The following is a 22,173-nucleotide window of genomic DNA, read 5'->3' as shown; positions in this document are numbered from 1 at the left end:
ATGATTCCTATTGCAAGCGCAAAAATACAAATTAGTCCAATAGCTTAAATTGAACTAGACCAAAGGAGAAGACATATGTGCGGAATTGTCGGTGTAGTTGGCAAGCCAGCTAGAGAAGTTGTTTTAAACGGTTTGAAGAACTTGGAATACCGCGGCTACGACTCAGCTGGTATCTACCTCAATGATTTACAAGGGCATGAATACTTGACCAAGGCGGTTGGCCGGATTGCCAACCTGGAAGAAAAGCTGACGCCAGAAGAAGAAGGGACGACCGGGATCGGCCACACCCGCTGGGCAACCCACGGCCACCCAACGGTGGAAAACGCCCACCCACACTACTCAGAAGACGGCCGCTTCTACTTGGTCCACAACGGGGTCATCGAAAACTACCTGGAATTGAAGGAAAAGTACTTGGCAGGCGTTCACTTCAAGTCTGAAACTGATACTGAAGTTATCGTGCAATTGGTAGCCAAGCTGGCCAAGGAAGAAAACTTGGATGCTTTTTCAGCCTTCAAGCAGGCTTTGAAGCTGGTTAAGGGTTCATACGCCTTCTTGTTGGTGGACAACACCAAGCCAGACCACATTTACATTGCCAAGAACAAGAGCCCGATGATGCTGGGCTTGGGCGACGGCTTCAATATTATCGCTTCAGACGCGATTTCTGTTTTGGACCAAACCAAGACCTTCATCGCCTTGAACGATGGCGACTGTGCTGACGTAACCAAGGACTCAATCGAAATCCAGGACTACGACGGCAACAAGGTGGAAAGAGAAGCCCACGTTTTGGACATCGACCCGAACGCTGCTTCCAAGGGCACTTACGAATTCTACATGCTCAAGGAAATCGACGAACAGCCAGCAGTTATGCGCCGCCTGTCAACTGACTACTTAGACGAAGCAGGCAAGCCAGTTGTTGACGAAAAGATTGTTGACGCTGTCAGCCAGGCTGACCGGATCTACATCTTCGCGGCTGGTACTTCCTACCACGCTGGCCTGGTCGGTAAGGAAATTTTTGAGAAGTTTACCGGGATCCCAACTGAAGTTGGCTATGCTTCTGAAGCCGGCTACCACTTCCCGATGATGTCTAAGCACCCATTCTTCATCTTCTTGACCCAGTCCGGTGAAACTGCCGACTCCCGCGTGGTCTTGACTGAAGCCAACAAGCGGGGGATCCCAAGCTTGACCATGACCAACGTTGAAGGGTCAACCTTGTCAAGAGAAGCAACTTACACCATGCTTTTGAACGCTGGTCCGGAAATCGCCGTTGCTTCAACCAAGGCTTACACTGCCCAAGTTGCCCTGCAGGCAATTTTGGCCAAGGCCGTTGGTGAAAAGCTGGGCGACCAGGCTGCCAAGGACTGGAACTTGAAGCAAGGTTTGAGCCTGGCCGCTGAAGGCATCCAGGAAATCGTTGATGGTAAGGAAAAGATCGAAGAACTGGCCAAGAAGTACCTGGTACCATCCAGAAACGCCTTCTACATCGGCCGGGGGATCGACCACGCCGTTTCCTTGGAAGGTGCCTTGAAGCTGAAGGAAGTTTCCTACATCCAAACTGAAGGTTTCGCCGCTGCTGAACTGAAGCACGGGACCATTTCCCTGATCGAAGACGGCACGCCTGTAATTGCCTTGATCAACGACCCGGTAACGGCTGACCTCACCCGGGGCAACATTCAGGAAGTAGCTTCCCGCGGGGCTAACGTAATTACCATCGTTGGCAAGCAATTTGCCAAGGATGGTGACAATGTCGTCTTGCCGGAAATCGACTACTACCTGTCAGCTTTGCTGTCAGTAGTGCCGACTCAGCTCTTGGCTTACTACGCTTCCAAGAACAAGGGCCTGGACGTTGACAAGCCACGTAACCTGGCTAAGAGCGTTACGGTTGAATAACTTTTTGCAGAATATTGAAGACAGGCAGGTGCGGCGGCATCTGCCTGTTTCTGTATCTGAAGCTTGCTTTGACTTTTGGCAAAAAATGTATTCTTCTGGTACAATGATAGCGATTTCTTGACGAAGGAGACTGAGCAATGATTGTGACCGACCGGCAGAAGAGAATTCTGCAGATCCTGCTGGAAAATGAAGATGGAATCAGTTTAGCGGAAGTGGAAAAAAGGCTGGCGACCAGCCGGCGGACCCTCTACCGGGAATTTGGCTTACTGCGCCCGGAACTGGCCAAGTCTGGCCTAACCTTGACCAACAAGAAGGGCTATCTGCAGCTAACTGGACCGGATGAGTCGATTGCCGACCTGCGCGGCGAAGTGCAAGAAAGCCAGGGACAGGGAGAGATGAAGGCTGAAGACCGGGGCAATGCCCTGGCAGCCCTGCTTCTATTAAAAGATGAACCAGAAAAAATTATTGCCTTGGCTAGTGAACTAGGGGTCAGCGAAGCTACTGTTCAAGCGGATTTGAACGCGGTAGATGAGTCCTTGGGTAAATACCAGATCGAACTCAAGCGGACCCAGGGCCTGGGGGTCCAGGTCAGCAGCAAGGAAAGCCAGCGGCGGCGGATTCTGAATAGAATCCTGCTCAGTGAAAGCAATGACTATGTCTTTTTCTCTTACCTTAATAAAGAAGATCAAGCCAAGTCGGGAAACTTTTTCATTGACCTGCTCCCGAAAAAAGATCTGCTTAAGTGCTGGCAAGCGGCCAAAGATCTGCTGTCAGCTTTCCATTTTGAGACAGATTATCAGCTGATCGAACTGATCCTGCTCTTTGCCATTAGCCTGGACCGCCAGCGGCAAGGCAAAAGTGTGGAAAGCATGGCTGCTAAACCGGATTCTTTAAAATACCAAGGCTATGTCTACCAGATTTTTGCCAAGCTAGACGTGCCAGAAGTTACCTTGACGCAAAATGAAGTGATCTTTCTCGCTAATCAAATGCAGATGCACGAGGACCAACGGGTACCTTTTGCCAGTGATGACCAGGAAGTCCTCGTCAATCTCCGGGTGGGGCAGTTTATTCAAGACGTCTCTGACCAGGTTCATTTTGATTTCAGCAAGAATCCAGCCTTTTCCCGCCGCCTGCAAAAGCACATTTCCGGTTTGCTCCAGCACAGCGTCAAGCGCTTGCCAAACGTGCGGATTGAAACCTTGAGTCAGCTGACCATGCACTTCCCCCAGCTTTATGAGGCAATCACGGCTGCCTGGAAGCTGGATTTTTCAGAGGAATTGAATGTAGCTGAGTTGCAGCTCTTGCTGCTATATTTTGCCAATGAATATGGCAGCCGGCAGCCCCGCCGCAACTTGTCAGCTTTGGTAATCTGCGACAATGGGCTGGGAACTTCTGCCATTCTGGCGGCCCGCTTGCAAAAAGAGGTCCCCGAGATAAAGCAGGTTAAGACAGCCCGGGCTTCGGGCTTGGCCCAGCTGAAACTGGAAGACTATGACATCATCTTTTCGACTCTGGATTTGCCAGGTTTCCCCCGGGAATACCACTTGGTCAGTCCCTTGCTTTTAGGCGGGGAACTGGACCGGGTCAAGAGTGAGGTGGCCAGTTATGTGGCCAAATACCCGGAAAAAAACACCGTTCAGCAGCCCCGCCGCTTCAAAAATCCAGCAGCTGTCTTGACCCAGCTGGCAGGAGAAAGCGCCTTTTGCCAGCAGCTTCTGCAACAGATGACCCTGCAGCCGATAGGTAGCCAGGGAATGGATATGGATGCTGTCTTGTCGGCGATTGTCACGGCCGTGCCGGATGAGTACGTTAAAGACCGGCTGGAAGTCGCCCAGCGGCTGAAAAAGCGGCTGGACCTGGCTCCCTTAGGTTTGCCAGGCAGTCACTTGGCCCTCTTGCATACGCGGACAAGGGCCGTCAGCAAATGCTTTTTTGCCATTTATGACCTGGCTGAGCCAATTGCCATGACAGCAATGGACCAAAGCAAAATTATGGTTAAAAGGCAGCTCTTGCTTTTAGCGCCGGAAGATTTGCCCGAAGCCAGTGCTAATGTTTTGGGGATGATCAGTAGCTTTTTGGTCATGAGTGACCAGACTTTGCAGCTGTTTGAGTCCGGCAACTGCCAGGAAATCGCGGCTGGCATTGCCCAGCAGTATCTGGGCCAGGTAACCCAAAGGCTAAACCAGGCCCGTGGCCAATCTTAATGCAAATATCACAAATAGAAGTCTGACACTGAAACCGGTGCCAGACTTCTATTTTCTTTGAATTGAAAGCGGAAACAATTGAAGCTAAGATAAAAATGTAAGTAAAAGTTAAGTAGAGAAAGTTTTATTGGTAATAGTTTTTAGTGTTTAGGAGGAAAAGTAATGTCTGAAACTCAGAGCAAGAGCTCAGCTAAGGCAAAGATCCAGAAATTTGGGACCTTCCTGTCAGGCATGATCATGCCAAACATTGGCGCGATTATTGCCTGGGGCTTCATGACCGCGATCTTCATGTCACCGAACGGCTGGTTCCCGAACAAGTACATCAACAGTTTTACCAGCTCAATGCTGTACTTCATGATTCCAATCTTGATTGCCTACACGGGCGGCAAGAGCGTCTATGAGGAAAGAGGAGGCGTGGTTGGTGCCATCTCCGTTGTCGGGACCATCGTCTTGGCCTTCCCTTGGGCCAACCCGGTAGCACAGGGGATCGTTTATCCAGCCCTTTACCCATACGCAGCCAACAAGGCTACGGGGATTCCAATGTTCCTGGGGGCCATGATCATGGGGCCACTCAGCGCCTGGTGCTTGAAGAAATTTGACCAGGCCTTCCAAAGCAAGGTCAAGGCCGGCTTTGAAATGATCTATAACAACTTCTCCCAGGGGATCATGGGGATGATCTTCGTAGCGATCAGCTACTTCTTGATCGGACCTATTTTGGTTGTCTCAACCATTTGGATTGCCAACGGGGTTGACTGGATTATCGCCCACCACCTGCTGCCACTGGCCAACCTGGTTATTGAACCAGCCAAGGTTTTGTTCTTGAACAACGCGATCGGTAACGGTGTTCTGGTTCCTTTAGGTATCCAGCAAGCCGCTAAGATCGGCAAGTCAGTCCTCTTCTTGATGGAATCAAACCCGGGCCCTGGTCTGGGGATCCTGCTGGCTTGCTCAATCTTTGGCAAGGGTTCAGCCAAGAGCTCTGCTCCGGGTGCCATTGTCGTTCACTTCCTCGGTGGGGTGCACGAAATTTACTTCCCGTACGTTCTGATGAAGCCAATCTTGATCCTGGCCGCCATGGCCGGTGGGATTACCGGGACCTTCCTTTTCAGCGTCTTGGGCGGTGGTTTGACTGCTGCTGCCAGTCCTGGCTCAATTATCGCCATCTTGCTGGTTTCAGCTAAGGATGCCTACTTCGGCAACATTGTCGGTGTGCTTGGCTCAGCAATTGTTTCCTTTGTCGTTGCCGCTGTCATCTACAAGATGGACAAGAGTGACGATGGTGACCTGGCTGCTGCTCAAGGACAAATGGCAGCTATGAAGGCAGAATCCAAGGGCTTGACTGAAGAAGAAGAAGGAGCTTCAGCCGTTGAAACGGTTGAAAGCTACAAGGACGTGCAAAGAATTATCTTTGCCTGCGACGCTGGCATGGGCTCATCCGCTATGGGGGCATCGCTTCTGAGAGATAAGGTCAAGAAGGCGGGCTTGAACCTGCCAGTTACTAACACTGCTGTCCGCAACTTGAAGGATGAACCGGGCCTGCTGGTTATCACCCAGGAAGAATTAGCTGAACGGGCTAAGGAAAAGACGCCAAATGCTTTGCACGTGGCTGTCGGCAACTTCCTCAGCACGCCAAAATATGACCAGGTCGTTGCCCGCTTGAAGGCAGCTGGTGAAACCCTGCCAGAAGCAGACCAGGTCAAGAAGAGTGAAAAGACAGCTGCTAAGGCAAACAGCCTGGCTTCGATCGATTTCAGCAAGGTTAAGGAAGTCAACTTTATCCGTCACGACCAACATCTGGGTACGGTGACGATGGCATCTAGCCTGTTCAAGGACCAGATGAAGAAGGCCGGCAAGGAAACTCCGGTCAAGGCCGTCAGAATCAATGAACTGGACAATGATCCAAGTCACTTGGTCATCGTTACGCCAATGGCTGGCAAGAACCTGGCCATCCGCTATGACCAGATCCAAGTTATCACGGTTGACGACTTGCTCAAAGCCGGTGAAGTTAACGGCTTGATTGACAAGCTGAAGTAAGGAGAGCAGAAGCATGAAACTGGAAAAAGATATGATTAAGTTGAACCAGAACGTTGCTACCCGTGAGGAAGCCATCCGCATGGCTGGGCAGCTGCTGGTAGACCACGGCTGCGTTGAGCCGGAATACATCGATGCCATGCTCGCCCGAAACGCGGATGTGTCAACCTATATGGGAAACTTTATCGCTATTCCGCACGGCACTGATGAGGGAAAGAAGTACATTAAGAAGACTGGGATTTCAGTTGTCCAAATCCCAATGGGGGTCGACTTCAGCGACCCAGATGATGACCAGGAGCAATTAGTCACGGTTGTCTTCGGGATCGCGGGCCTGGGCAATGAGCACTTGCAGCTCTTGTCCCAGATTGCCCTGTTCTGCAGCGACGTTGCCAACGTAGCAAAATTAGCCGACGCGCAAACGCCAGAAGAAATTATCGGTTTGTTAGACAAAGTAGGAGAAAATTAAAAATGAGAGCAGTACACTTTGGTGCAGGTAACATTGGCCGCGGCTTTATTGGCGAAACTTTGGCAGCCAACGGTTTTGGAATTGATTTTGTCGACGTTAATGAAACGATCATTGATGCCTTGGTCGAGCGGGGTGAATACGATATTCAACTGGCCGCCCCGGGGCAAAAGAAGATTCACATCAGCAACGTGACCGGGATCAACAACGCTAAGAACCCTGAAAAGGTAGTCGAAGCCATCAAGACAACCAACATGGTTACCACGGCCATTGGCCCCAAGGTATTGAAGATCATTGCTCCTTTGATTGCTGAAGGCTTGAGCGCCAGAGTCAAGGAAAACCACGAACCATTGGATGTCGTTGCCTGTGAAAACATGATTGGCGGTTCCCAGTTCTTGAAGGAAGAAGTCTACAAGCACTTGACTGACGAAGACAAGGCCGAAGTTGACAAGTACGTTGGCTTCCCGAACGCCGCTGTTGACCGGATCGTGCCAATCCAGCACAATGAAGACCCGCTCTTTGTTTCGGTTGAAGACTTCAAGGAATGGGTTATCGACGAAAGCCAAATGAAGAATCCAAAGATTCGCTTGGAAGGCGTTCACTACGCTCCAGACCTTGAACCATACATCGAAAGAAAGCTGTTCTCAGTCAACACCGGTCACGCTACTGTTGCTTACACCGGCAAGGCTCTGGGCTATGAAACGATTGGGGAAGCCGTTAAGGATGACCGGGTCGTTGACCAGGTAACCCGCGTTTTGGCTGAAACCCGTTCCCTCCTTTTGGCCAAGTGGGACTTTAGCAAGGAAGAACTTGAAGAATACCATGCTCAAGTCATCAACCGCTTCAAGAACCCATATATCTCTGACGATATCGCCCGGGTTGGCCGGACGCCAATCCGCAAGCTGGGCTATGATGAACGTTTCATCCGGCCAATCAGAGAACTGAAGGCCCGGGGTCTTGACTACACGGCCTTGCTTGAAACGGTCGGCAAGATCTACCACTTTGACGAGCCAGCAGATGCTGAAAGCCAAAAGCTGCAACAGATGCTCAAGGATGAACCGCTGAAGGAAGTCGTTTTGGAAACGACTGGCCTCAAGGATGACCCTGACCTGGTTGAAGAAATCATCGCTTCGATCAAGGCGGCTGATTAAGTAAAACAATTTTGCAATAAAATCCAAATCAAAAACTAAAACAACACGAAGCAAAAGCAAGAAGAAAAAGCATGTTTGAAAAAACATGCTTTTTTGCTTCTTATTAAAATATAAATCTGTGGCATTAGCCTGAATTACGCAGGCCGGAAGCGACCCCGTTGATGGTGATGTGGATGATCGATTCGTAGATGCCGCTGAGCTTTTCTTGCCGGCCCCGCTTGATCATTTCCAGCTGGACGTAGTTCAAGACGTTGAAGTAAGGCAGGCGATAGTCCAAGCTGCTTTCCAAAGACGGGTTGTCTTCCAAAAGCTTGCTGTGGCCTTCGATCTGCAGGATGACTTCCTTGGTCAGTTCCCATTCCTTCTTGATGATGTCAAAGACTGACCGGGTAGCTTCGTCTTCACAAAGACCAGCGTACTTTTCCGCGATTTCCATATTAGACTTGGACAAAACCATGTCGACGTTGGACAGGAGGGAGTGGAAGAATGGCCAGCCCTGGTACATTTCCTGCAGTTCCTTCAAGTTATTCGGATCAGCATCAATGAAGTGCTTGAAGGCTGAACCAACCCCGTACCAGCCTGGGAACATGACCCGGCTCTGTGACCAGGAGAAGACCCAAGGAATGGCCCGCAGGCCGGACAGTTCAGTAATCTTCTTTCTGGCTGCCGGCCGGGAGCCGATGTTCAAGCTGGAAACTTCCTTAATCGGCGTAGCCTGGAAGAAGTAGTCATGGAAGTGCGGGTTGTCAAAAACAAGTTCCCGGTAAACCCGGTTGCTGTCGGCCACGATGTTATCCATTGAGGAAGTAAAGTCCTGGATGTGTTCCTGGCTGACTTTTTGCTTGGAGACCATCCGGTCAACCGCGGCGGAAACCAGCATTTCCAAGTTGTAGTAGGCAGCGTCCTTGTTGCCGTACTTGTTCTGGATGATTTCCCCTTGTTCAGTGGTCCGGATCCGGTCCTTGATGGAGCCGAATGGCTGGGAGGTGATGGCTTCATATGATGGGCCGCCGCCCCGGCCAACCGTGCCGCCCCGGCCGTGCATGAAGGTGATCTTGATGCCCCGCTCCTCGCCGATGGCTGTCAGTTCCTTTTGGGCCTTGTAGAGGCTCCAGCAGGAGGCCAGGTAGCCGCCGTCCTTGTTGGAGTCGGAGTAGCCCAGCATGATTTCCTGGTAGTTGCCCTTAGAAGCAACCCAGCGCTTGACAATATCGAAGCTGAGGTAGCGCTTCATGATTTCCCGGGAGTTCTGCAGGTCTTCCACCGTTTCAAACAAAGGCACCACTTGCACCCGGGCCTTTTCGGAATCGAGCAGGCCGTATTCCTTCAGCATGATGGCTTGTTCCAGCATGTCAGAGATGCTTTCGGTGTGGGAAATGATGTGCTGCTTGATCACATTCTCGCCCAAGGTGTCCTTAAGCAGGCGGGCAGTGTGGTAGATCTTCAGTTCCTTTTGCAAAAGCTCTGACTTCGGTGAGTTGGATGAGTGCAGGCTGCGGGGATCATTGTTTAATTCACTGAGCAGGATCTGGATCTTTTCTTCTTCGTCCAAATCGCTGTAGTTGTCACAGATCCGGGCACTCTTTAAGAGTTCTGCCACGCAGGCTTCGTTGACGCTAGAGTCTTGCCGCATGTCGATCGTCGCCAGGTGGAAGCCAAAGACATCAATAGCTTCCAGGAGCTCGTCAAAGTGGCCGCCGGTAACTGCCCGGTCATGGTTTTGGATTAATGACCGCTTGATGGCTTCCAGGTCTTCCTTGAACTCGTAAGCGTCCTTGTAGACCGGAGCCTTAAGGGCAGCTTCTTTCTTAACGACGGCTTCCTTGGAGAAGACGTCCAAAAGTTCCATTTCCGTGTGGGTCAGGCGGCTTTCCAAGTAGTAGAAGGCCCGGCGGTAAGGTTCGTTTTCTCTGAATGGGGAGTTGTCAGCTGACAATTTGGCCAGTTCGGCAACTTCCGGCGTTGGCTGCACGTAAGAAGTTGAAACAGCCACTGTCCGGTAAAGGTCGTTGAGAGCCTTGATGTAGTATTCAAAAATGACTTCACTTTGAATCGTCGCGCTCAAGCGGAGGGTTTCCGCCGTAACGTAAGGGTTGCCGTCCCGGTCCCCGCCGATCCACATACCCATGGTGATCGGCGTTGCCCCGTCAACGTTGAGGCCCTTTTCCCGGGCCAGTTCCTTGTAGCGGGCAGTCAGCTTAGTGATGGCTGGAATCAGGGAGTCAGGGTAGTAGACCATGACGTTCTTGATTTCATTGGAGACCTTCAGTTTCTTTTCCCGGATGATGTCCGTCTGCATGATGATTTCAATGTAGCGGCGGAGCTGGTCGGTCCACTCTTTCCGGTTGATGGTGCCGGCCTTGACGTCCCGGTAGCGGCGGAGCTGGTCGTGGATCTTGTTCGTCAATTCCAGAATGGTCTTGCGCTGTACCTGGGTTGGGTGGGCGGTCAGAACTGGTACGACATTGACATGGCTCAGAATTTCAGCGGCATTGTCCTTTTCCGATACCAGGTCAACCGTTGATTCCAGCTTGCCCAGGTAATCCTTGTCCGTGTTGTTGAGCAGGTTGACTTCGCTGGCCAGGTCAACGTCTTCAGTAATGTTGATCAAAAGCGGCAGGGTCGCGAAGTAGCGGGCGACAATGATCATCTCTTGATTGCTTAAGCAGGCAATCTGACTTTCCAGCTGGCTGTGGTCGCTGCTGGCAGCAATTTTAACCAGACCCTTGATCTTGGCGAATTCTTCGTCGCCAACCAAATGGCGGGTGCTTTCGTCAAGCAAGTCGGTCAAAATCTTGACCTCTTCAGCAATAACCGCGTGGTTACTGTTGTTCTCTAATTTCTTAGCAGTCACGCTTAACTTCCTCTTTCTTTTAAAATAAATTTGTTTGCTAATGCTTTTTCTCTATCATACGCCTTTTTTGTCCAAAATTGAATTAGCTTGGGCTTGCTTTCCGCAACTTTTTCTAAAAAAGCGAACAATCATCTTGACAAAAATGCCCTTTTTGCTTAACGGGTAACTATACAAGCTGCTTGAGCCAGCTGGCCAGCATAATAATCAAGGGCACGCTGACCACAGACATTAAAGTCGACAGGCACAGACAGCGCATTGGGAAGGCGACCGGGCGGTTGGCCAGGAGGCTGAGCATGACGATAAAGCCGGCAACCGGGGCAGCCGCCATGATGACTACGGCCAGGTAAGCGGTCGTTGACAGGGGAACCAGGAGCAGGATCACGCTCATGCAGGCCGGCATAAGGAAGTTCCGCAAGAAGCAGATCAGCCAGGCCTTGCCGTCTTTATAGAAGTCACCCGAAATAGTCCCCAGGTTAGAGCCAATGACGATCATGCTTAAGGGGGTGTTAAGCGAGGCCACGTAGCTGACCGACCGGTCTATCACGGCTGGGAATTTGAGGCTGGCGCCAGTGATAAAAAGGACAAAGCCGATGGCGGTGGCAATAATGTTGGGGTTGAAGAGGACGGTTCTGAGGGTGTCGGCCAAAGGCTGCCGCTTTTTGAAAGTGCCGATGCCGTGGGACCAGACGAAGATGTTGTTTAAGACTAAGATGGGCACGGCGAAAAAGGTCCCCTTGCTGCCTAAGAGGGCTTGGATCAAAGGGATGCCGATAAAGCCACAGTTGTTGTAGACGGTCCCGAAGGCGATCAGCTGCTTGTCGGGGTCATTTTTTAAGCGGGGCAGGCGGAGGAAAAGGCTGCTGAAGGCGATGGGGAAGAGGTAGTTGAGAGAGCCAGCCAGGAAGGTCAAGCCGAAGTCCTTGATTAAGCTGGCGCTGGCCGGGCGCTCAAAGGCGTTGATGATTAGGCAGGGGCCGACGATGTAGACCAGGATGGCGGTCAGGTCCTTGCCGGTTTCTTCATGGATCATGCCCTTTTTCCGGCAGAGAAAGCCGATGGCCATGAGGATGAACATGATGCAGATCTGCTCCAGTGAGATGAAAAATGCCATAAGAATGCTCCTATCAATCAGTTCTTATTAAAAGATTATAAGCCAATTTTTTCCTTAAAAAGAAAGAAGTTGAAAAAAGGGAGGAGAAAATGGTTGAAAAGCTTGGAGGCAAAAGGCCAAACCTGTTATACTGATTTAGTCATAATTGCAGTAGAAAATTTAAGAAACAGAGGAAAATCTATTGATCACAGTAACAGATTTAAGTTTGCAAATCGGCAGTCGCACCCTTTACAGCGACGTCAACCTTAAGTTCACGCCGGGCAACTGCTACGGCATCATTGGGGCCAACGGGGCCGGCAAGTCGACTTTCTTAAAGCTGCTGGAAGGAAAAATGGAACCAACCACGGGCTCAATTAGCATGGGCCCTAACGAAAGAATGTCCAGCCTGAACCAGGACCACTTTGCCTTTGAAGATTTTTCCGTTATGGAAACTGTGATTCAAGGCCACCAAAAGCTCTACCAGGTCATGAAGGAGCGTGACGCCCTTTACGCCAAGGCCGACTTCAGTGAAGAAGACGGGGTCAAGGCGGCTGAACTGGAAACGGAATTTGCGGAACTGGACGGCTGGAACGCGGAAGCTGATGCTGCCCAGCTTCTCCAGTCCATGAGCATTCCGGAAGACATGCACCAAAAGCAGATGAGCGAGCTGGCGGAAAGCGACAAGGTTAAGGTCCTTTTGGCCCAGGCCCTTTTTGGCAACCCGGACATCCTTCTTTTGGACGAACCGACCAACGGTCTGGACGTGCACACCACGGCCTGGCTGGAAAACTTCCTGGCTGACTACGAAAACATCGTCCTGGTCGTTTCCCACGACCGTCACTTCCTGAACCAGGTCTGCACCCAGATGTGTGACGTTGACCGCGGGCAGATCAAGCTCTACGTCGGCAACTACGACTTCTGGTACGAATCAAGTAAGCTGGCTACGGAACTTGCCCGCCAGCAAAACGCCAAGAAGGAAGAACAGATCAAGCAGCTGCAAGAATTCATCGCCCGCTTCTCAGCCAACGCTTCCAAGTCCAAGCAGGCTACTTCCAGAAAGAAGCAGCTGGACAAGATCAGCTTGGACGACATCAAGCCATCCAGCCGCAAGTACCCGTACATCAAGTTTGAGATGAACCGGGACCTGGGCAACGACTTGCTGAGAGTAGACAATGTGTCCTACAAGTCTGGCGACGAGCAGCTTTTGGACAATGTTTCCTTTATCATCCGGCCAGGTGACAAGGTAGCCTTCTTGTCCAGAAACACCCGGGCAACCACGGCCTTGATGGAAATCATCGCCGGCCGCCTGGAACCAGACTCCGGGACTGTTACCTGGGGGCAGACGACTTCCTTTAACTACATGTCTAGAGACCTTAACGCCAACTTCGACAATGACGAATTGACGATTTTGGACTGGCTGCGCCAATACGCTGACAAGGAACACGACGACAACACCTTCCTGCGGGGCTTCTTGGGCAGAATGCTCTTCAGCGGCGACGAGATCAACAAGCAGATCAAGGTCCTGTCCGGGGGTGAAAAGGTCCGCTGCCAGCTGTCCAGAATGATGCTGGAAGCAGCCAACGTATTGGTCATGGACGATCCAACCAACCACTTGGACCTGGAATCCATCACGGCCTTGAACGAAGCCATGGAAAACTACCCTGGCTCAATTCTCTTTACTTCCCACGACCACGAGTTCATCCAAACCATTGCCAACCACATTATTGAAGTTGGTCCAAAGGGTGTGGTGGCCCGGGCCGACATCAGCTACGACGACTTCCTGGCCCACCCGACTGTTCAGGAACAAGTTGCAAAGATTTACTAAAAGCAATAATACAATACGAAAAGCGCTTATCCCAGCTAGGTGGATAAGTGCTTTTTATTGCTAAAAGATTATTCCCTATATGCGGAAAGCAGCAAGCGTGCTAAACTAAAATATATAAGTGTAATTATATGGGAATGGTCTTGGAAGGTGCTAGGATGCAATGAAACTGAATCTGAAGAATAAAGCGGTTTGGACAAGTTTAACCATCCTCTTTCTTGTTGTCTCATTTATCGTTACGGCGATTTTTTATTCCCAGGGGAGTGCCGGCCGAAAGGACAAGGCAGCCCAGATTGCGGAAGCCTATGCCGTTGAATTGAAAAGAGACTTCCGCTACGCGGCCAACAGCAGCAAGGCCATGGAAAAGCTGGTGGTGGCCAAAAATGGTAAAGTGGGAAAGGCAGAATTTACCAACGCCGCGAAGCTGTTAAAGAAAGACTATATCAGTTTGATTGAGCTGGTGCCTAATGGGGTGGTCACTAATACCTATCCTTACCAGTCAAAGCAGAAAAAGAATTATGACTTAATGCAGATTGAAGAGGCTAAGCAGGTCCTTAATTTCGTTAAGCAGAAGAACAAGGCCGTCATATATGGCCCCATGCCCCTGCTCAATGCTAAGAGATGCGTCGTGGTCATGAACCCGGTAACTTTGAAAAGCGGCAAGTTCTGGGGCTATGTCATGATGACGGTCAAATTGCCGGACGTCTACCAGCACACCTTGCAGAATTTGACGACCATGGGCTATGACTATTGCATTGATACCAACAAGTCGCCTTTAACCCAAAAGAAGACTCAGGTGGAGTCATCTTTAGGCAAGGGAGAAAAACTGAAGGACGCGGTTGGCTACACCTTCACCTATGGTTCTTGCTGGTGGACTTTAAAAATTGTTCCTAAAGCTGGCTGGTGCAGCGGCGAAACGGTACTTTTGCTGATTTTTGCTGTATTGATCGACATATCGCTGAGCGGGCTCCTCTATCTTTTCCTGCGCACCCGGCAGCAGAAAGTGGAACTGGACCAGCTGGCCTTTAAAGATCCATTGACTGGCCTGCTCAACCGGCGGGGCTTCATGGAGGAACTGGACAAGCGGGCAGAAAGCCGCGTCAAGCAGCCGATAACCCTGGCTTTTATCGACCTGGATGATTTCAAATTCGTCAACGATGTCTACGGGCACGTGATTGGTGACCAGGCTTTGAAGCATTTGGCCGGGCATTTGAAGGAGAAGCTTTCAGCTGGAACTTTGATTGGCCGGACAGGCGGGGACGAGTTCTGTATTGTGGTGGCAGGCGAGCCGGACCAGACGCGGGAACTGATTGAAGATGCCATCAACGGCGTGCAGGAATTCAAGAGCGGCGAAACGACAGTCAGGTATACGATCTCGGCTGGCTACGCGGACTTCCCGGTCCAGGCTGATACAGCCAAGGGATTGGTGGTTTTAGCAGATGAAGCCTTGTACGCGGCTAAGATGCATGGCAAGCACGCGGCCAAGCATTATGAGGTGCAGATGGAGCGGGTCAAGCGGGCCCAGCTGGGCTTCAACGTGAAGAATGTTGGCCAAGGGATGCCAGGTGGGGTATTGATCTACCGGGCTGACGATGAAGAGCGGGAGATCCTTTTTGCCAATGACTATCTGGTTCATTTGCTGGCCTGCGACAGCTATGAGGACTTTTTGGCATATACTAAGTCTAGCTACAACAACTTTGTTTATCCAGCAGACTTTGCGGAGGCGGAGAAGGCGATCAAGCTGCAGCTGAAGAGCAGGGATACGGATCCGGACAAGAGTCTGTTCTTGAACTACCGGGTCAAGGCGAAGAATGGAAAGATCCTGCATTTGAGCACTTTGGGCCGGTATGTGGAAGACGGTTACTACGGGGATGTCTTTGTGATATTTGTTTTGCCGGATGACTTGTCCATGAAACGAAAAAAATAAAATGGTGAAGCTCGAGAATGAGTTTCACCATTTTTGGTATGTGTAATTTTTGGCCACTATTCATGAAAATCGATGGCAAAGCGGGCCAGAAGGACCAGCAGGAGCTGCAAGAGGTTCAGCCAGAGAAAGCCAGAGCCTAAAGCGACAGGGGCGACCATTTCGCCGGCTGTCAAAAGCAGGAGGGCGGCCAGGAAGAAGAAGATTCCCCGGTCATCCAGCTTGTTTATCCGCAGGCTGAGCCAGGCTTCGCAGATGAGCATGACGATGAAGACCAGGCCGGCGACGATTGAAGGGATAAAAGAGGACCAGCCCATTAGTCTGGCAGAGTTGCAGACGTCAAGCAAGCTGGCCAGGCCGGCCCAAAGAAGAAAGAGGCTGAGCAGAAAGCTGCCAGCTTGCAAAATTTTGGTAATGACTTTCAAAGTAACACCTCGATTTTTAAAGAATATTTTTCCTTCAGTATAATGCGAAGAATTTTTTTGAGCAAACGCATAGAGTTTGTTAAAATTTGTTATTTTAACTTAAGGACATCCTTATTTTTGTGAAAAAGAGGTAAATATCGCTCTAAATACAGACAAAACATGCTTGCTCTTTAGGATAGTCAAGAATAAAATATAGTTTATAAAGTGTTTGTTCTTTTTGAATATATAAGAGGATTAAAAATGAAATTGAAGAAATTACTTCCTGCTTTGGCCGCGGCTGGGATGCTGCTTACTTTGGGGGCTCCTGCTTCCCAAGTTCAAGCTGCCAAGGTAAAGTACAAGATCGTTAAGCACAAGCAGACTAAGTATTACCCATATTCAAAGATCAACTATACTTACGAGCAGCCTGTTTTAAAAGGTAAGTCATCTGCGATTAAGAAGATCAACAACTCTTTGGCCAGTGCTTACAAGAAAAATCACAAGTCCTTTAAAAAGGATGGCTACAGCATGGCCAAATACGTTTCAAATTTGTATGACACTGATATAGATTTATATTATTACGAGTTAGCTTACCAAATGGCTGAAGTTACTCAAGCACATGTGTATAGTGGCAAAAAGTATGTCTCTGTTGGCTACCACAGAACAGACTCTGCATACCAAGCAATTCACGAATGGGCAGAAGCTGCAACTTATTCGTTGAAAACTGGTAAGAAAGTCAAGCTGACCAACTTGATCAAGGGTAATAAGAGAACTGTCCAAAAGAAGATTTATAAAGCACAGTCAAAGGATAATAAGAGTCTTTTGAAATATAAATCTTTAGATTTAAACAAGCTTGAATTCATTGTCAAAGGAAATAAGGTCTACATCACTTATCACTCTGCAATGTATTCTTACGGTGGCTATACTTTCCTAGATCCTGTAAAAATCGACAAGTAAATCTATCCCAAAGGCCCCATCTTTATGGAGCCTTTTAGTTAGCAATGAAAAAAATAGGAATGTTTGTGGAGTGTTTTTATGAGAAAAAATGTGATGGGGGTTGTTCTGCTGGCGGGGCTGATGCTTACCGCCTGTTCTAACAGTACGGCCAGTTCAGCCAAAAGCAGTTCAAGTTCAGCTAAATCATCTAAAGTTGCAAGCAAAGCCAAAGTGAAAAAAGCCCAGTCGTCATCTGAAAAGGCAGCCTCAGCCAGTTCAAAAAAGACTGCATCAAAGGCAAAGCAGAGTTCCAGCCAGGCAAGCCAGCAAGAAGCCAGTGGTCAGTCAACTGCTAAAAGCCAGGGTGAAATCAACCGGGAACGTGGTTATGACCCCAAAGGAAATCGCGTTATGCCCGGCCAAGATCATGCCCCTGGCAGTGATGTTTACGGTAATCCAGATCCTTGGGTCCAAGGACAAATTGACTGGATGCATGAACAACAAGCCAAAGGCTATATGGATGAAAACGGCAATCTGACAGATGCTGGCCGGCAAGCAATGCAAGCTGAAAATTCAGACTACAATACTGATGACAGCAGTTCAGACTATGACTCAAACTCAGACTATAGTACGAGTGATGACAGCAGTTCTGACGCGGATTACGATTCAAGTTCAGACTACAGTGAAGACAGCCAAGAAGATTACTCTGATTCAGTAGATACAAATGAAGATTACAATAGCGAGGATTACTAATTTCCAAGCAAAAAGCCCCAAGAAAAAATCTTGGAGCTTTTTTACGCCTAAACTAGGCGATATTTTTCAAAATGTTGGTCCGGTAAAGAAGCAGGTTGATCACGACGATCCCGCTGGTTACCAGGAAAACGGCGTTGTAGCCAAAGTGGGCGGAAACCGTTGAACCCAAGAGCGGCCCGAAAATATTGCCAACGTACATAGCGCTTTGGTTCCAGCTGAAGACCCGGCTGGTCAATTGTTTCGGGCTGTACTTGGTCAGCATGGTCTGGACCTGCGGGAAGAGGCAGGCGTCAGTAAAACCAACCAGGAAGCGGCAAACGCCAAGCTCAATCGTGTTGCGGACGAAAGCCGTCAAGAAGAAGAGGATGATCGACCCAATTAAACCGCCTAAGATGATCTTGTGGGTCCCGATCCGGTCGCCTAATCCCCCAAAGTAAGAAGCCGCAGCTACCGTGGCGATCCCCGGCAAAGCCGCGATTACCCCGCTGACGAAGACAACCTGCCCTGAATTGTGCATCAAGCTTCTGACATACAAAGAAACAATCGGGTTGATGGAGTTGTTAGCCGCTTGAATGATCAAGGTCGTCAGCAGCAGCCCCAGAATCAATTGCCCGCTCTTAAATTGCTTCATCGTATCCTTAAAGCTGGCCCGCTGCTTGCTTTCAACCGGCACGAAGTCGTCTTCATGGATAAAGAAGACAGACAAGACGAAGCAGATGAAAAGCAGGGCCCCGGTAATAAAGAAGGTTACCCGGTAGCTGAAGGCCTGCGATAAAGCCCCGCCGGCAAATGGTCCCAGCAATTGTCCGCCAGTTTGGGCGGAAATCATGATCCCCAGCGCCTTGCCAGACTTGTTTTTCGGCGTCTCTGCCGCGATAAGGGCGTTAGAGTTGGAGATGAAGCCGGCAAAAACCCCCTGCATCCCTCTCAGAAAAAGCAGCTGCCAGACATTTTGTGCCAGGCCCATGCAGGTAAAGACAACCGCCATCCCCAAAGAAGCCCGCAGAATCATCGGCTTGCGCCCCTTCTTGTCGGCCAGCTTGCCCCAAATCGGGGAAACCAGGGCTGCCACCACGTAAACCGCTGAAAAGACGATCCCTGACCAAAAACTCAGCTGCTGGTGGCTGAACTTGCCCAGGGTATCAATGTACAGGGACAAAAATGGGGTAACTTCGGAAAAGGCAATTCCCGCCAAAAAGACGCTGACCGTCGAGACTTGCAGATTTCTTTTCCATACCGGCTTCTTTTGCAATGTGTGACCTTCCTTTTATTTTAGTTTTGCTAATAAATACTTTACATATCTTTTACCTTACTCTTGCAGGAAAAATAGTCAAGGAAAAAAGGCCCTCTAATAGGAAGAGAGCCTTTTCAAAAAAGAAAATCTTAAATTTTAGTTGTCGTTGTCAGCGATCCCGAAGATCTGCAAAAATTGCAGGAAGAGGTTGATGAAGTCCAGGTACAGCATCAAAGCCCCGTTAACGGCTAGGCCAAGTTCTGGCAGCTGGTCGCCGTAACTGGCGTAGATGGACTTCATCTTCTGGGCATCCCAGGCGGTCAAGATCGTGAAGATGATGACCCCGATGATGGAGAAGATGAAGCTAGCTGGCGTGCTCTTCAAGAACATGTTGACCAGGCTGGCCACGATCAAGCCCCAGATGGCGGCTGAAGCGTAAGCCCCGATGGTGTCCAGGTTCTTCTTAGTCACGCTGCCGTAAGCCGCCATTCCGATGAAGACGGCTGAAGCGGAGATGAAGGCCCCGCCGATTTGGGCACCCGTGTAGGCAAAAGCCAAAAGGGAGAATTCCAGCCCGTAGACAACCGCGATAGCCAGCAACATGAAGAAGGCCGCCGTTGGCTTGCGGGTAGCCTTAAAGCTGATGCCCACGCTCAAGATCAAAGGCAGTAATAGCAGGACCCAGAGGAAGACCCGGTTGGTGAGTAGCGGCAGCAGGCTGCCAGAGAAGACCGTCAAGGTCAGGTAGGCAGTCAAGGCTGAGACCAGAACCGCCAGGCCCATGATGGAATACATTTTCGTTAAAAAGCCATTGAGCGCTGAGTCGTCAACGATGTGGCGGCGCTCTTGTTCAGGCGAAACGTTAAACATAATTTCTTTTGCTCTTTCTAAAAAACTAAAAAAATGTGGACAGAATTTATTCCCAGATTGCCGTTTTATTCCGGTAATCAACGTGATATCCAGGGTTTAGATATAACAATAACATAGCCCCTAAAAAAAGCAAGCCGGACGGTTTTCCCGCTAAAAAACTAAAGAAAAAATCAAGAAAGTCCGGCTTGCAGGAAAAATATCGGAGTCAATCGATTGAAGAAAGCGGATAAAAGGTTCAAAATTAATAGCTAGAGGAGGTCAAAATATGTCAAAAGAATATGCTGATCGGCCAATCGGCGTTTTTGATTCCGGCCAGGGGGGCCTCACGGTCCTCAGCCGCCTGGTTGATCTGATGCCAAACGAAGACTATGTCTTCTATGGCGACTCAGCCAATGCTCCTTACGGGGTAAAGAGCAAGGAAGAAGTCTACCAGCTGGCCAAGCGGGTAGTTGATGAACTGATTGACAAACACCAGGTCAAGGCCGTCATGATTGCCTGCAACACGGCAACCAGCGCGGCGGCTGACCGCCTGCGCCGGGAATACTCCCTGCCGATCATCGGGATCGAACCGGCTGTCAAGCCGGCAGCTGAAGAAAATCCCGGCCAGCAGGTTGTTGCCATGGCCACTCCCTTGACCCTGGAGCAGGATAAGTTCAACCGGCTGGTTGCCGAATGTGCTGAGCCTGGCCAAGTGGTCAAAGTGCCAGCCCCGAAACTGGTTGAATTGATCGAAAAAGGGCAAACTGACAGCCCGGCCATTTACCAGTACCTGGAAGAATTGCTGGCCCCATATGCCGGCAAGGCGGCAGGAGTGGTTCTGGGCTGCACCCACTTTCCTTTTGCCAAGCAGGCCATCCAGGAGATCTTAGGCCCCCAGGCCAAGGTCTATGACGGAGCCATCGGGGCCGCTGCTGAAGTCAAGCGGCAACTGGCCAGCCGGGATGAACTGAATGCCAGCAGCCAGCCTGGCCAGATCCTGTTTGAAAACAGTGCCCCAGCCGGCGCCGATTTGAGCAAGCGCCTCTATGCCCTTTACCGGCAAAAGCAGTAGCTGGCAAAAGGCGTTTTTTCAGCTAGAATAATAGTAAGAAAGCAGATAATTAGTTTTAGATTATTAGAGGAGGACTTATGCAAAAGCCAGCAGAATGCACGACCATTTTAGTCGGCAAGGACGCCACCATTGATGGCTCCACGATGATTGCCCGCAGTGAAGACGGCGGCAGCACCATTATCCCTGAAGCCTTTATCGCGGTTAACCCGGAAGAGCAGCCAAAGCACTACAAGGCAGTGATCAGCGGCCAGGAAATCGATGATGAAGACCTGCTGCCAAACCCGCTGCGCTACACCAGCGCTCCAGACGCTTCCGGCAAGAACGGGATCTGGGCTGCTGCCGGGATCAACGACGCTACGGTAGCCATGACGGCCACGGAAACCATCACCACCAACAGCCGGATCCAAGGGATCGACCCCTTAGTTGAAGAAGGGGGCCTGGGCGAAGAAGACTTTGTCACTTTGACTTTGCCATACATCCATTCAGCCAGAGAAGGGGTCAAGCGCCTGGGCTACCTGGTGGAAAAGTACGGGACCTACGAAATGAACGGGTCAGCCTTTGCCGACCATGACGAAGTCTGGTACATCGAAACCATCGGCGGCCACCACTGGGCTGCCCGCCGGATTCCGGACGATGCCTATGTGGCAGCGCCAAACCGCTTGAACATCGACTTCTTTGACTTTAACGACGAAGAAAACTTCATGTGCTCAAGCGACTTGCTGGACATCATCAATGAATACCACTTGAACCCGGACTACCAAGGCTACAACCTCCGTCACATCTTTGGTTCATCCACCATCAAGGACGCCCACTACAACAACCCGCGGGCCTGGTACATCCACCGCTACTTCGACCCTGAATGGGAAGGCGAGCCAGGGGACCAGGACCAGCCTTTCATCACTTACGCCAAGAAGAAGATCAGCCCGGAAGACATCAAGTTCCTGGAAAGCTCTCACTACCAGGACACCAAGTACGATGTCTACAGCACGACCAACACTGAAGCGGAAAAGAAGCTCTTCCGACCAATCGGGATCAACCGGAACTTCGAAACCCACATCCTGCAGATCAGAAATGACGTTGAAGAAGGTATCGCCGGCGTGCAATGGCTGGCCTTTGGCCCGAACACTTTTAACTGCTTCGTGCCTTTCTATACCAACGTTACGACTACTCCGGCCAGCTTCCAGACCGGTCCGGACTTTGACTTGACCAAGATCTTCTGGCTCAACAAGCTGAACGCCCAGCTCGGCGACACCAACTACAAGGTTTACAGCGCTTTGGAGCAGGCTTTTGAAGAAAAGACCATGGCTAAATTGCGCCAGATCGAAAACGAAACTGACCGGGCTGTTAAGGGCTTGACTGGCCGCGACTTGCAAGAGAAGCTGGAAGAAGCCAACCAGAAGATGGCTGACCTGACTTACAAGCAGACCGCAGCCTTGACCGGGGAAATGGTCAAGGACGGCCACAGCTTGATGAAACTGAAGTACGACCTATTGGATTAA

The 22,173-nt window shown here is 50.3% G+C and carries 16 protein-coding genes; 11 read left to right on the top strand and 5 right to left on the bottom strand.

What is annotated here, in order from left to right; all coding sequences use genetic code 11:
* Positions 1-75: 75 nt before the first annotated feature.
* The 5 genes from glmS to ACLUXO_RS01390 all read left to right on the top strand — a co-directional run bounded on the left by glmS (position 76) and on the right by ACLUXO_RS01390 (position 7,736).
* Positions 76-1,887, top strand: a complete 1,812-nt coding sequence (gene glmS, locus ACLUXO_RS01410) for a glutamine--fructose-6-phosphate transaminase (isomerizing) (RefSeq protein WP_412136022.1) — start codon at positions 76-78, stop codon at positions 1,885-1,887.
* A gap of 137 nt (positions 1,888-2,024) precedes the next feature.
* The gene (locus ACLUXO_RS01405) at positions 2,025-4,091 is read left to right on the top strand and encodes a BglG family transcription antiterminator (RefSeq protein ID WP_412136021.1); all 2,067 of its coding nucleotides are present in this window, start codon (positions 2,025-2,027) and stop codon (positions 4,089-4,091) included.
* A gap of 162 nt (positions 4,092-4,253) precedes the next feature.
* A complete protein-coding gene (locus ACLUXO_RS01400) occupies positions 4,254-6,125 on the top strand; it encodes a PTS transporter subunit EIIC (protein ID WP_412136020.1) in 1,872 nt (623 codons plus the stop codon).
* 13 nt (positions 6,126-6,138) lie between these two features.
* Positions 6,139-6,588, top strand: a complete 450-nt coding sequence (locus ACLUXO_RS01395) for a PTS sugar transporter subunit IIA (RefSeq protein ID WP_003611502.1) — start codon at positions 6,139-6,141, stop codon at positions 6,586-6,588.
* Between the two features lie 2 nt (positions 6,589-6,590).
* The gene (locus ACLUXO_RS01390) at positions 6,591-7,736 is read left to right on the top strand and encodes a mannitol-1-phosphate 5-dehydrogenase (protein WP_412136019.1); all 1,146 of its coding nucleotides are present in this window, start codon (positions 6,591-6,593) and stop codon (positions 7,734-7,736) included.
* A gap of 124 nt (positions 7,737-7,860) precedes the next feature.
* Here ACLUXO_RS01390 and ppc read toward each other — a convergent pair whose 3' ends face one another.
* Both ppc and ACLUXO_RS01380 read right to left on the bottom strand, forming a co-directional pair.
* Positions 7,861-10,590, bottom strand: a complete 2,730-nt coding sequence (gene ppc / locus ACLUXO_RS01385; RefSeq protein ID WP_412136018.1) for a phosphoenolpyruvate carboxylase — start codon at positions 10,588-10,590, stop codon at positions 7,861-7,863.
* A gap of 166 nt (positions 10,591-10,756) precedes the next feature.
* A complete protein-coding gene (locus tag ACLUXO_RS01380) occupies positions 10,757-11,701 on the bottom strand; it encodes an AEC family transporter (protein WP_412136017.1) in 945 nt (314 codons plus the stop codon).
* A gap of 181 nt (positions 11,702-11,882) precedes the next feature.
* Here ACLUXO_RS01380 and ACLUXO_RS01375 point away from each other — a divergent pair, with 181 nt between their 5' ends.
* A complete protein-coding gene (locus ACLUXO_RS01375) occupies positions 11,883-13,505 on the top strand; it encodes an ABC-F family ATP-binding cassette domain-containing protein (protein ID WP_077300472.1) in 1,623 nt (540 codons plus the stop codon).
* Between the two features lie 160 nt (positions 13,506-13,665).
* Positions 13,666-15,429: a diguanylate cyclase gene (locus ACLUXO_RS01370; RefSeq protein WP_412136016.1), complete on the top strand. Its 1,764-nt coding sequence runs from the start codon at positions 13,666-13,668 to the stop codon at positions 15,427-15,429.
* A gap of 56 nt (positions 15,430-15,485) precedes the next feature.
* On the opposite strand, the gene ACLUXO_RS01365 is transcribed toward ACLUXO_RS01370, so the two are convergent.
* Entirely contained in the window at positions 15,486-15,851 is a 366-nt protein-coding gene (locus ACLUXO_RS01365; RefSeq protein WP_412136015.1) for a hypothetical protein, read from the bottom strand.
* A 240-nt stretch (positions 15,852-16,091) separates the two neighbouring features.
* Between ACLUXO_RS01365 and ACLUXO_RS01360 the strand changes: the two genes are divergently transcribed.
* Together ACLUXO_RS01360 and ACLUXO_RS01355 are read left to right on the top strand one after the other, a co-directional pair.
* Positions 16,092-16,787, top strand: a complete 696-nt coding sequence (locus ACLUXO_RS01360) for a hypothetical protein (RefSeq protein WP_412136014.1) — start codon at positions 16,092-16,094, stop codon at positions 16,785-16,787.
* 78 nt (positions 16,788-16,865) lie between these two features.
* A complete protein-coding gene (locus ACLUXO_RS01355; protein WP_412136013.1) occupies positions 16,866-17,519 on the top strand; it encodes a hypothetical protein in 654 nt (217 codons plus the stop codon).
* Between the two features lie 52 nt (positions 17,520-17,571).
* Here the strand turns inward: ACLUXO_RS01355 and ACLUXO_RS01350 are convergent, their stop codons facing one another.
* Both ACLUXO_RS01350 and ACLUXO_RS01345 read right to left on the bottom strand, forming a co-directional pair.
* A complete protein-coding gene (locus tag ACLUXO_RS01350; protein ID WP_412136012.1) occupies positions 17,572-18,771 on the bottom strand; it encodes an MFS transporter in 1,200 nt (399 codons plus the stop codon).
* A gap of 138 nt (positions 18,772-18,909) precedes the next feature.
* Positions 18,910-19,623 (bottom strand): Bax inhibitor-1/YccA family protein, encoded by a 714-nt coding sequence (locus ACLUXO_RS01345; protein ID WP_412136011.1) that lies wholly within the window; start codon positions 19,621-19,623, stop codon positions 18,910-18,912.
* 265 nt (positions 19,624-19,888) lie between these two features.
* Here ACLUXO_RS01345 and murI point away from each other — a divergent pair, with 265 nt between their 5' ends.
* Positions 19,889-20,674 (top strand): glutamate racemase, encoded by a 786-nt coding sequence (gene murI, locus ACLUXO_RS01340; protein WP_412136010.1) that lies wholly within the window; start codon positions 19,889-19,891, stop codon positions 20,672-20,674.
* 77 nt (positions 20,675-20,751) lie between these two features.
* On the top strand, positions 20,752-22,173 hold the full coding sequence (locus ACLUXO_RS01335) for a C69 family dipeptidase (protein ID WP_412136009.1): 1,422 nt from the start codon (positions 20,752-20,754) through the stop codon (positions 22,171-22,173).

The sequence above is a fragment of the Lactobacillus delbrueckii subsp. bulgaricus genome (genome assembly GCF_046938665.1).
In the GTDB taxonomy this organism is placed as follows: Bacteria; Bacillota; Bacilli; order Lactobacillales; family Lactobacillaceae; genus Lactobacillus; species Lactobacillus delbrueckii_C.
This window is presented reverse-complemented; position numbering and strand designations above follow the sequence as displayed.

Bases quoted from the DNA above. Each gene is read 5' to 3' on its own strand.
- ACLUXO_RS01355 (WP_412136013.1), top strand. From the start codon at position 16,866: ATGAGAAAAAATGTGATGGGGGTTGTTCTGCTGGCGGGGCTGATGCTT.
- ACLUXO_RS01400 (WP_412136020.1), top strand. From the start codon at position 4,254: ATGTCTGAAACTCAGAGCAAGAGCTCAGCTAAGGCAAAGATCCAGAAA.
- glmS (WP_412136022.1), top strand. From the start codon at position 76: ATGTGCGGAATTGTCGGTGTAGTTGGCAAGCCAGCTAGAGAAGTTGTT.
- ACLUXO_RS01395 (WP_003611502.1), top strand. From the start codon at position 6,139: ATGAAACTGGAAAAAGATATGATTAAGTTGAACCAGAACGTTGCTACC.
- ACLUXO_RS01390 (WP_412136019.1), top strand. From the start codon at position 6,591: ATGAGAGCAGTACACTTTGGTGCAGGTAACATTGGCCGCGGCTTTATT.
- ACLUXO_RS01360 (WP_412136014.1), top strand. From the start codon at position 16,092: ATGAAATTGAAGAAATTACTTCCTGCTTTGGCCGCGGCTGGGATGCTG.
- ACLUXO_RS01405 (WP_412136021.1), top strand. From the start codon at position 2,025: ATGATTGTGACCGACCGGCAGAAGAGAATTCTGCAGATCCTGCTGGAA.
- ACLUXO_RS01335 (WP_412136009.1), top strand. From the start codon at position 20,752: ATGCAAAAGCCAGCAGAATGCACGACCATTTTAGTCGGCAAGGACGCC.
- ACLUXO_RS01370 (WP_412136016.1), top strand. From the start codon at position 13,666: ATGAAACTGAATCTGAAGAATAAAGCGGTTTGGACAAGTTTAACCATC.
- murI (WP_412136010.1), top strand. From the start codon at position 19,889: ATGTCAAAAGAATATGCTGATCGGCCAATCGGCGTTTTTGATTCCGGC.
- ACLUXO_RS01380 (WP_412136017.1), bottom strand. From the start codon at position 11,701: ATGGCATTTTTCATCTCACTGGAGCAGATCTGCATCATGTTCATCCTC.
- ACLUXO_RS01345 (WP_412136011.1), bottom strand. From the start codon at position 19,623: ATGTTTAACGTTTCGCCTGAACAAGAGCGCCGCCACATCGTTGACGAC.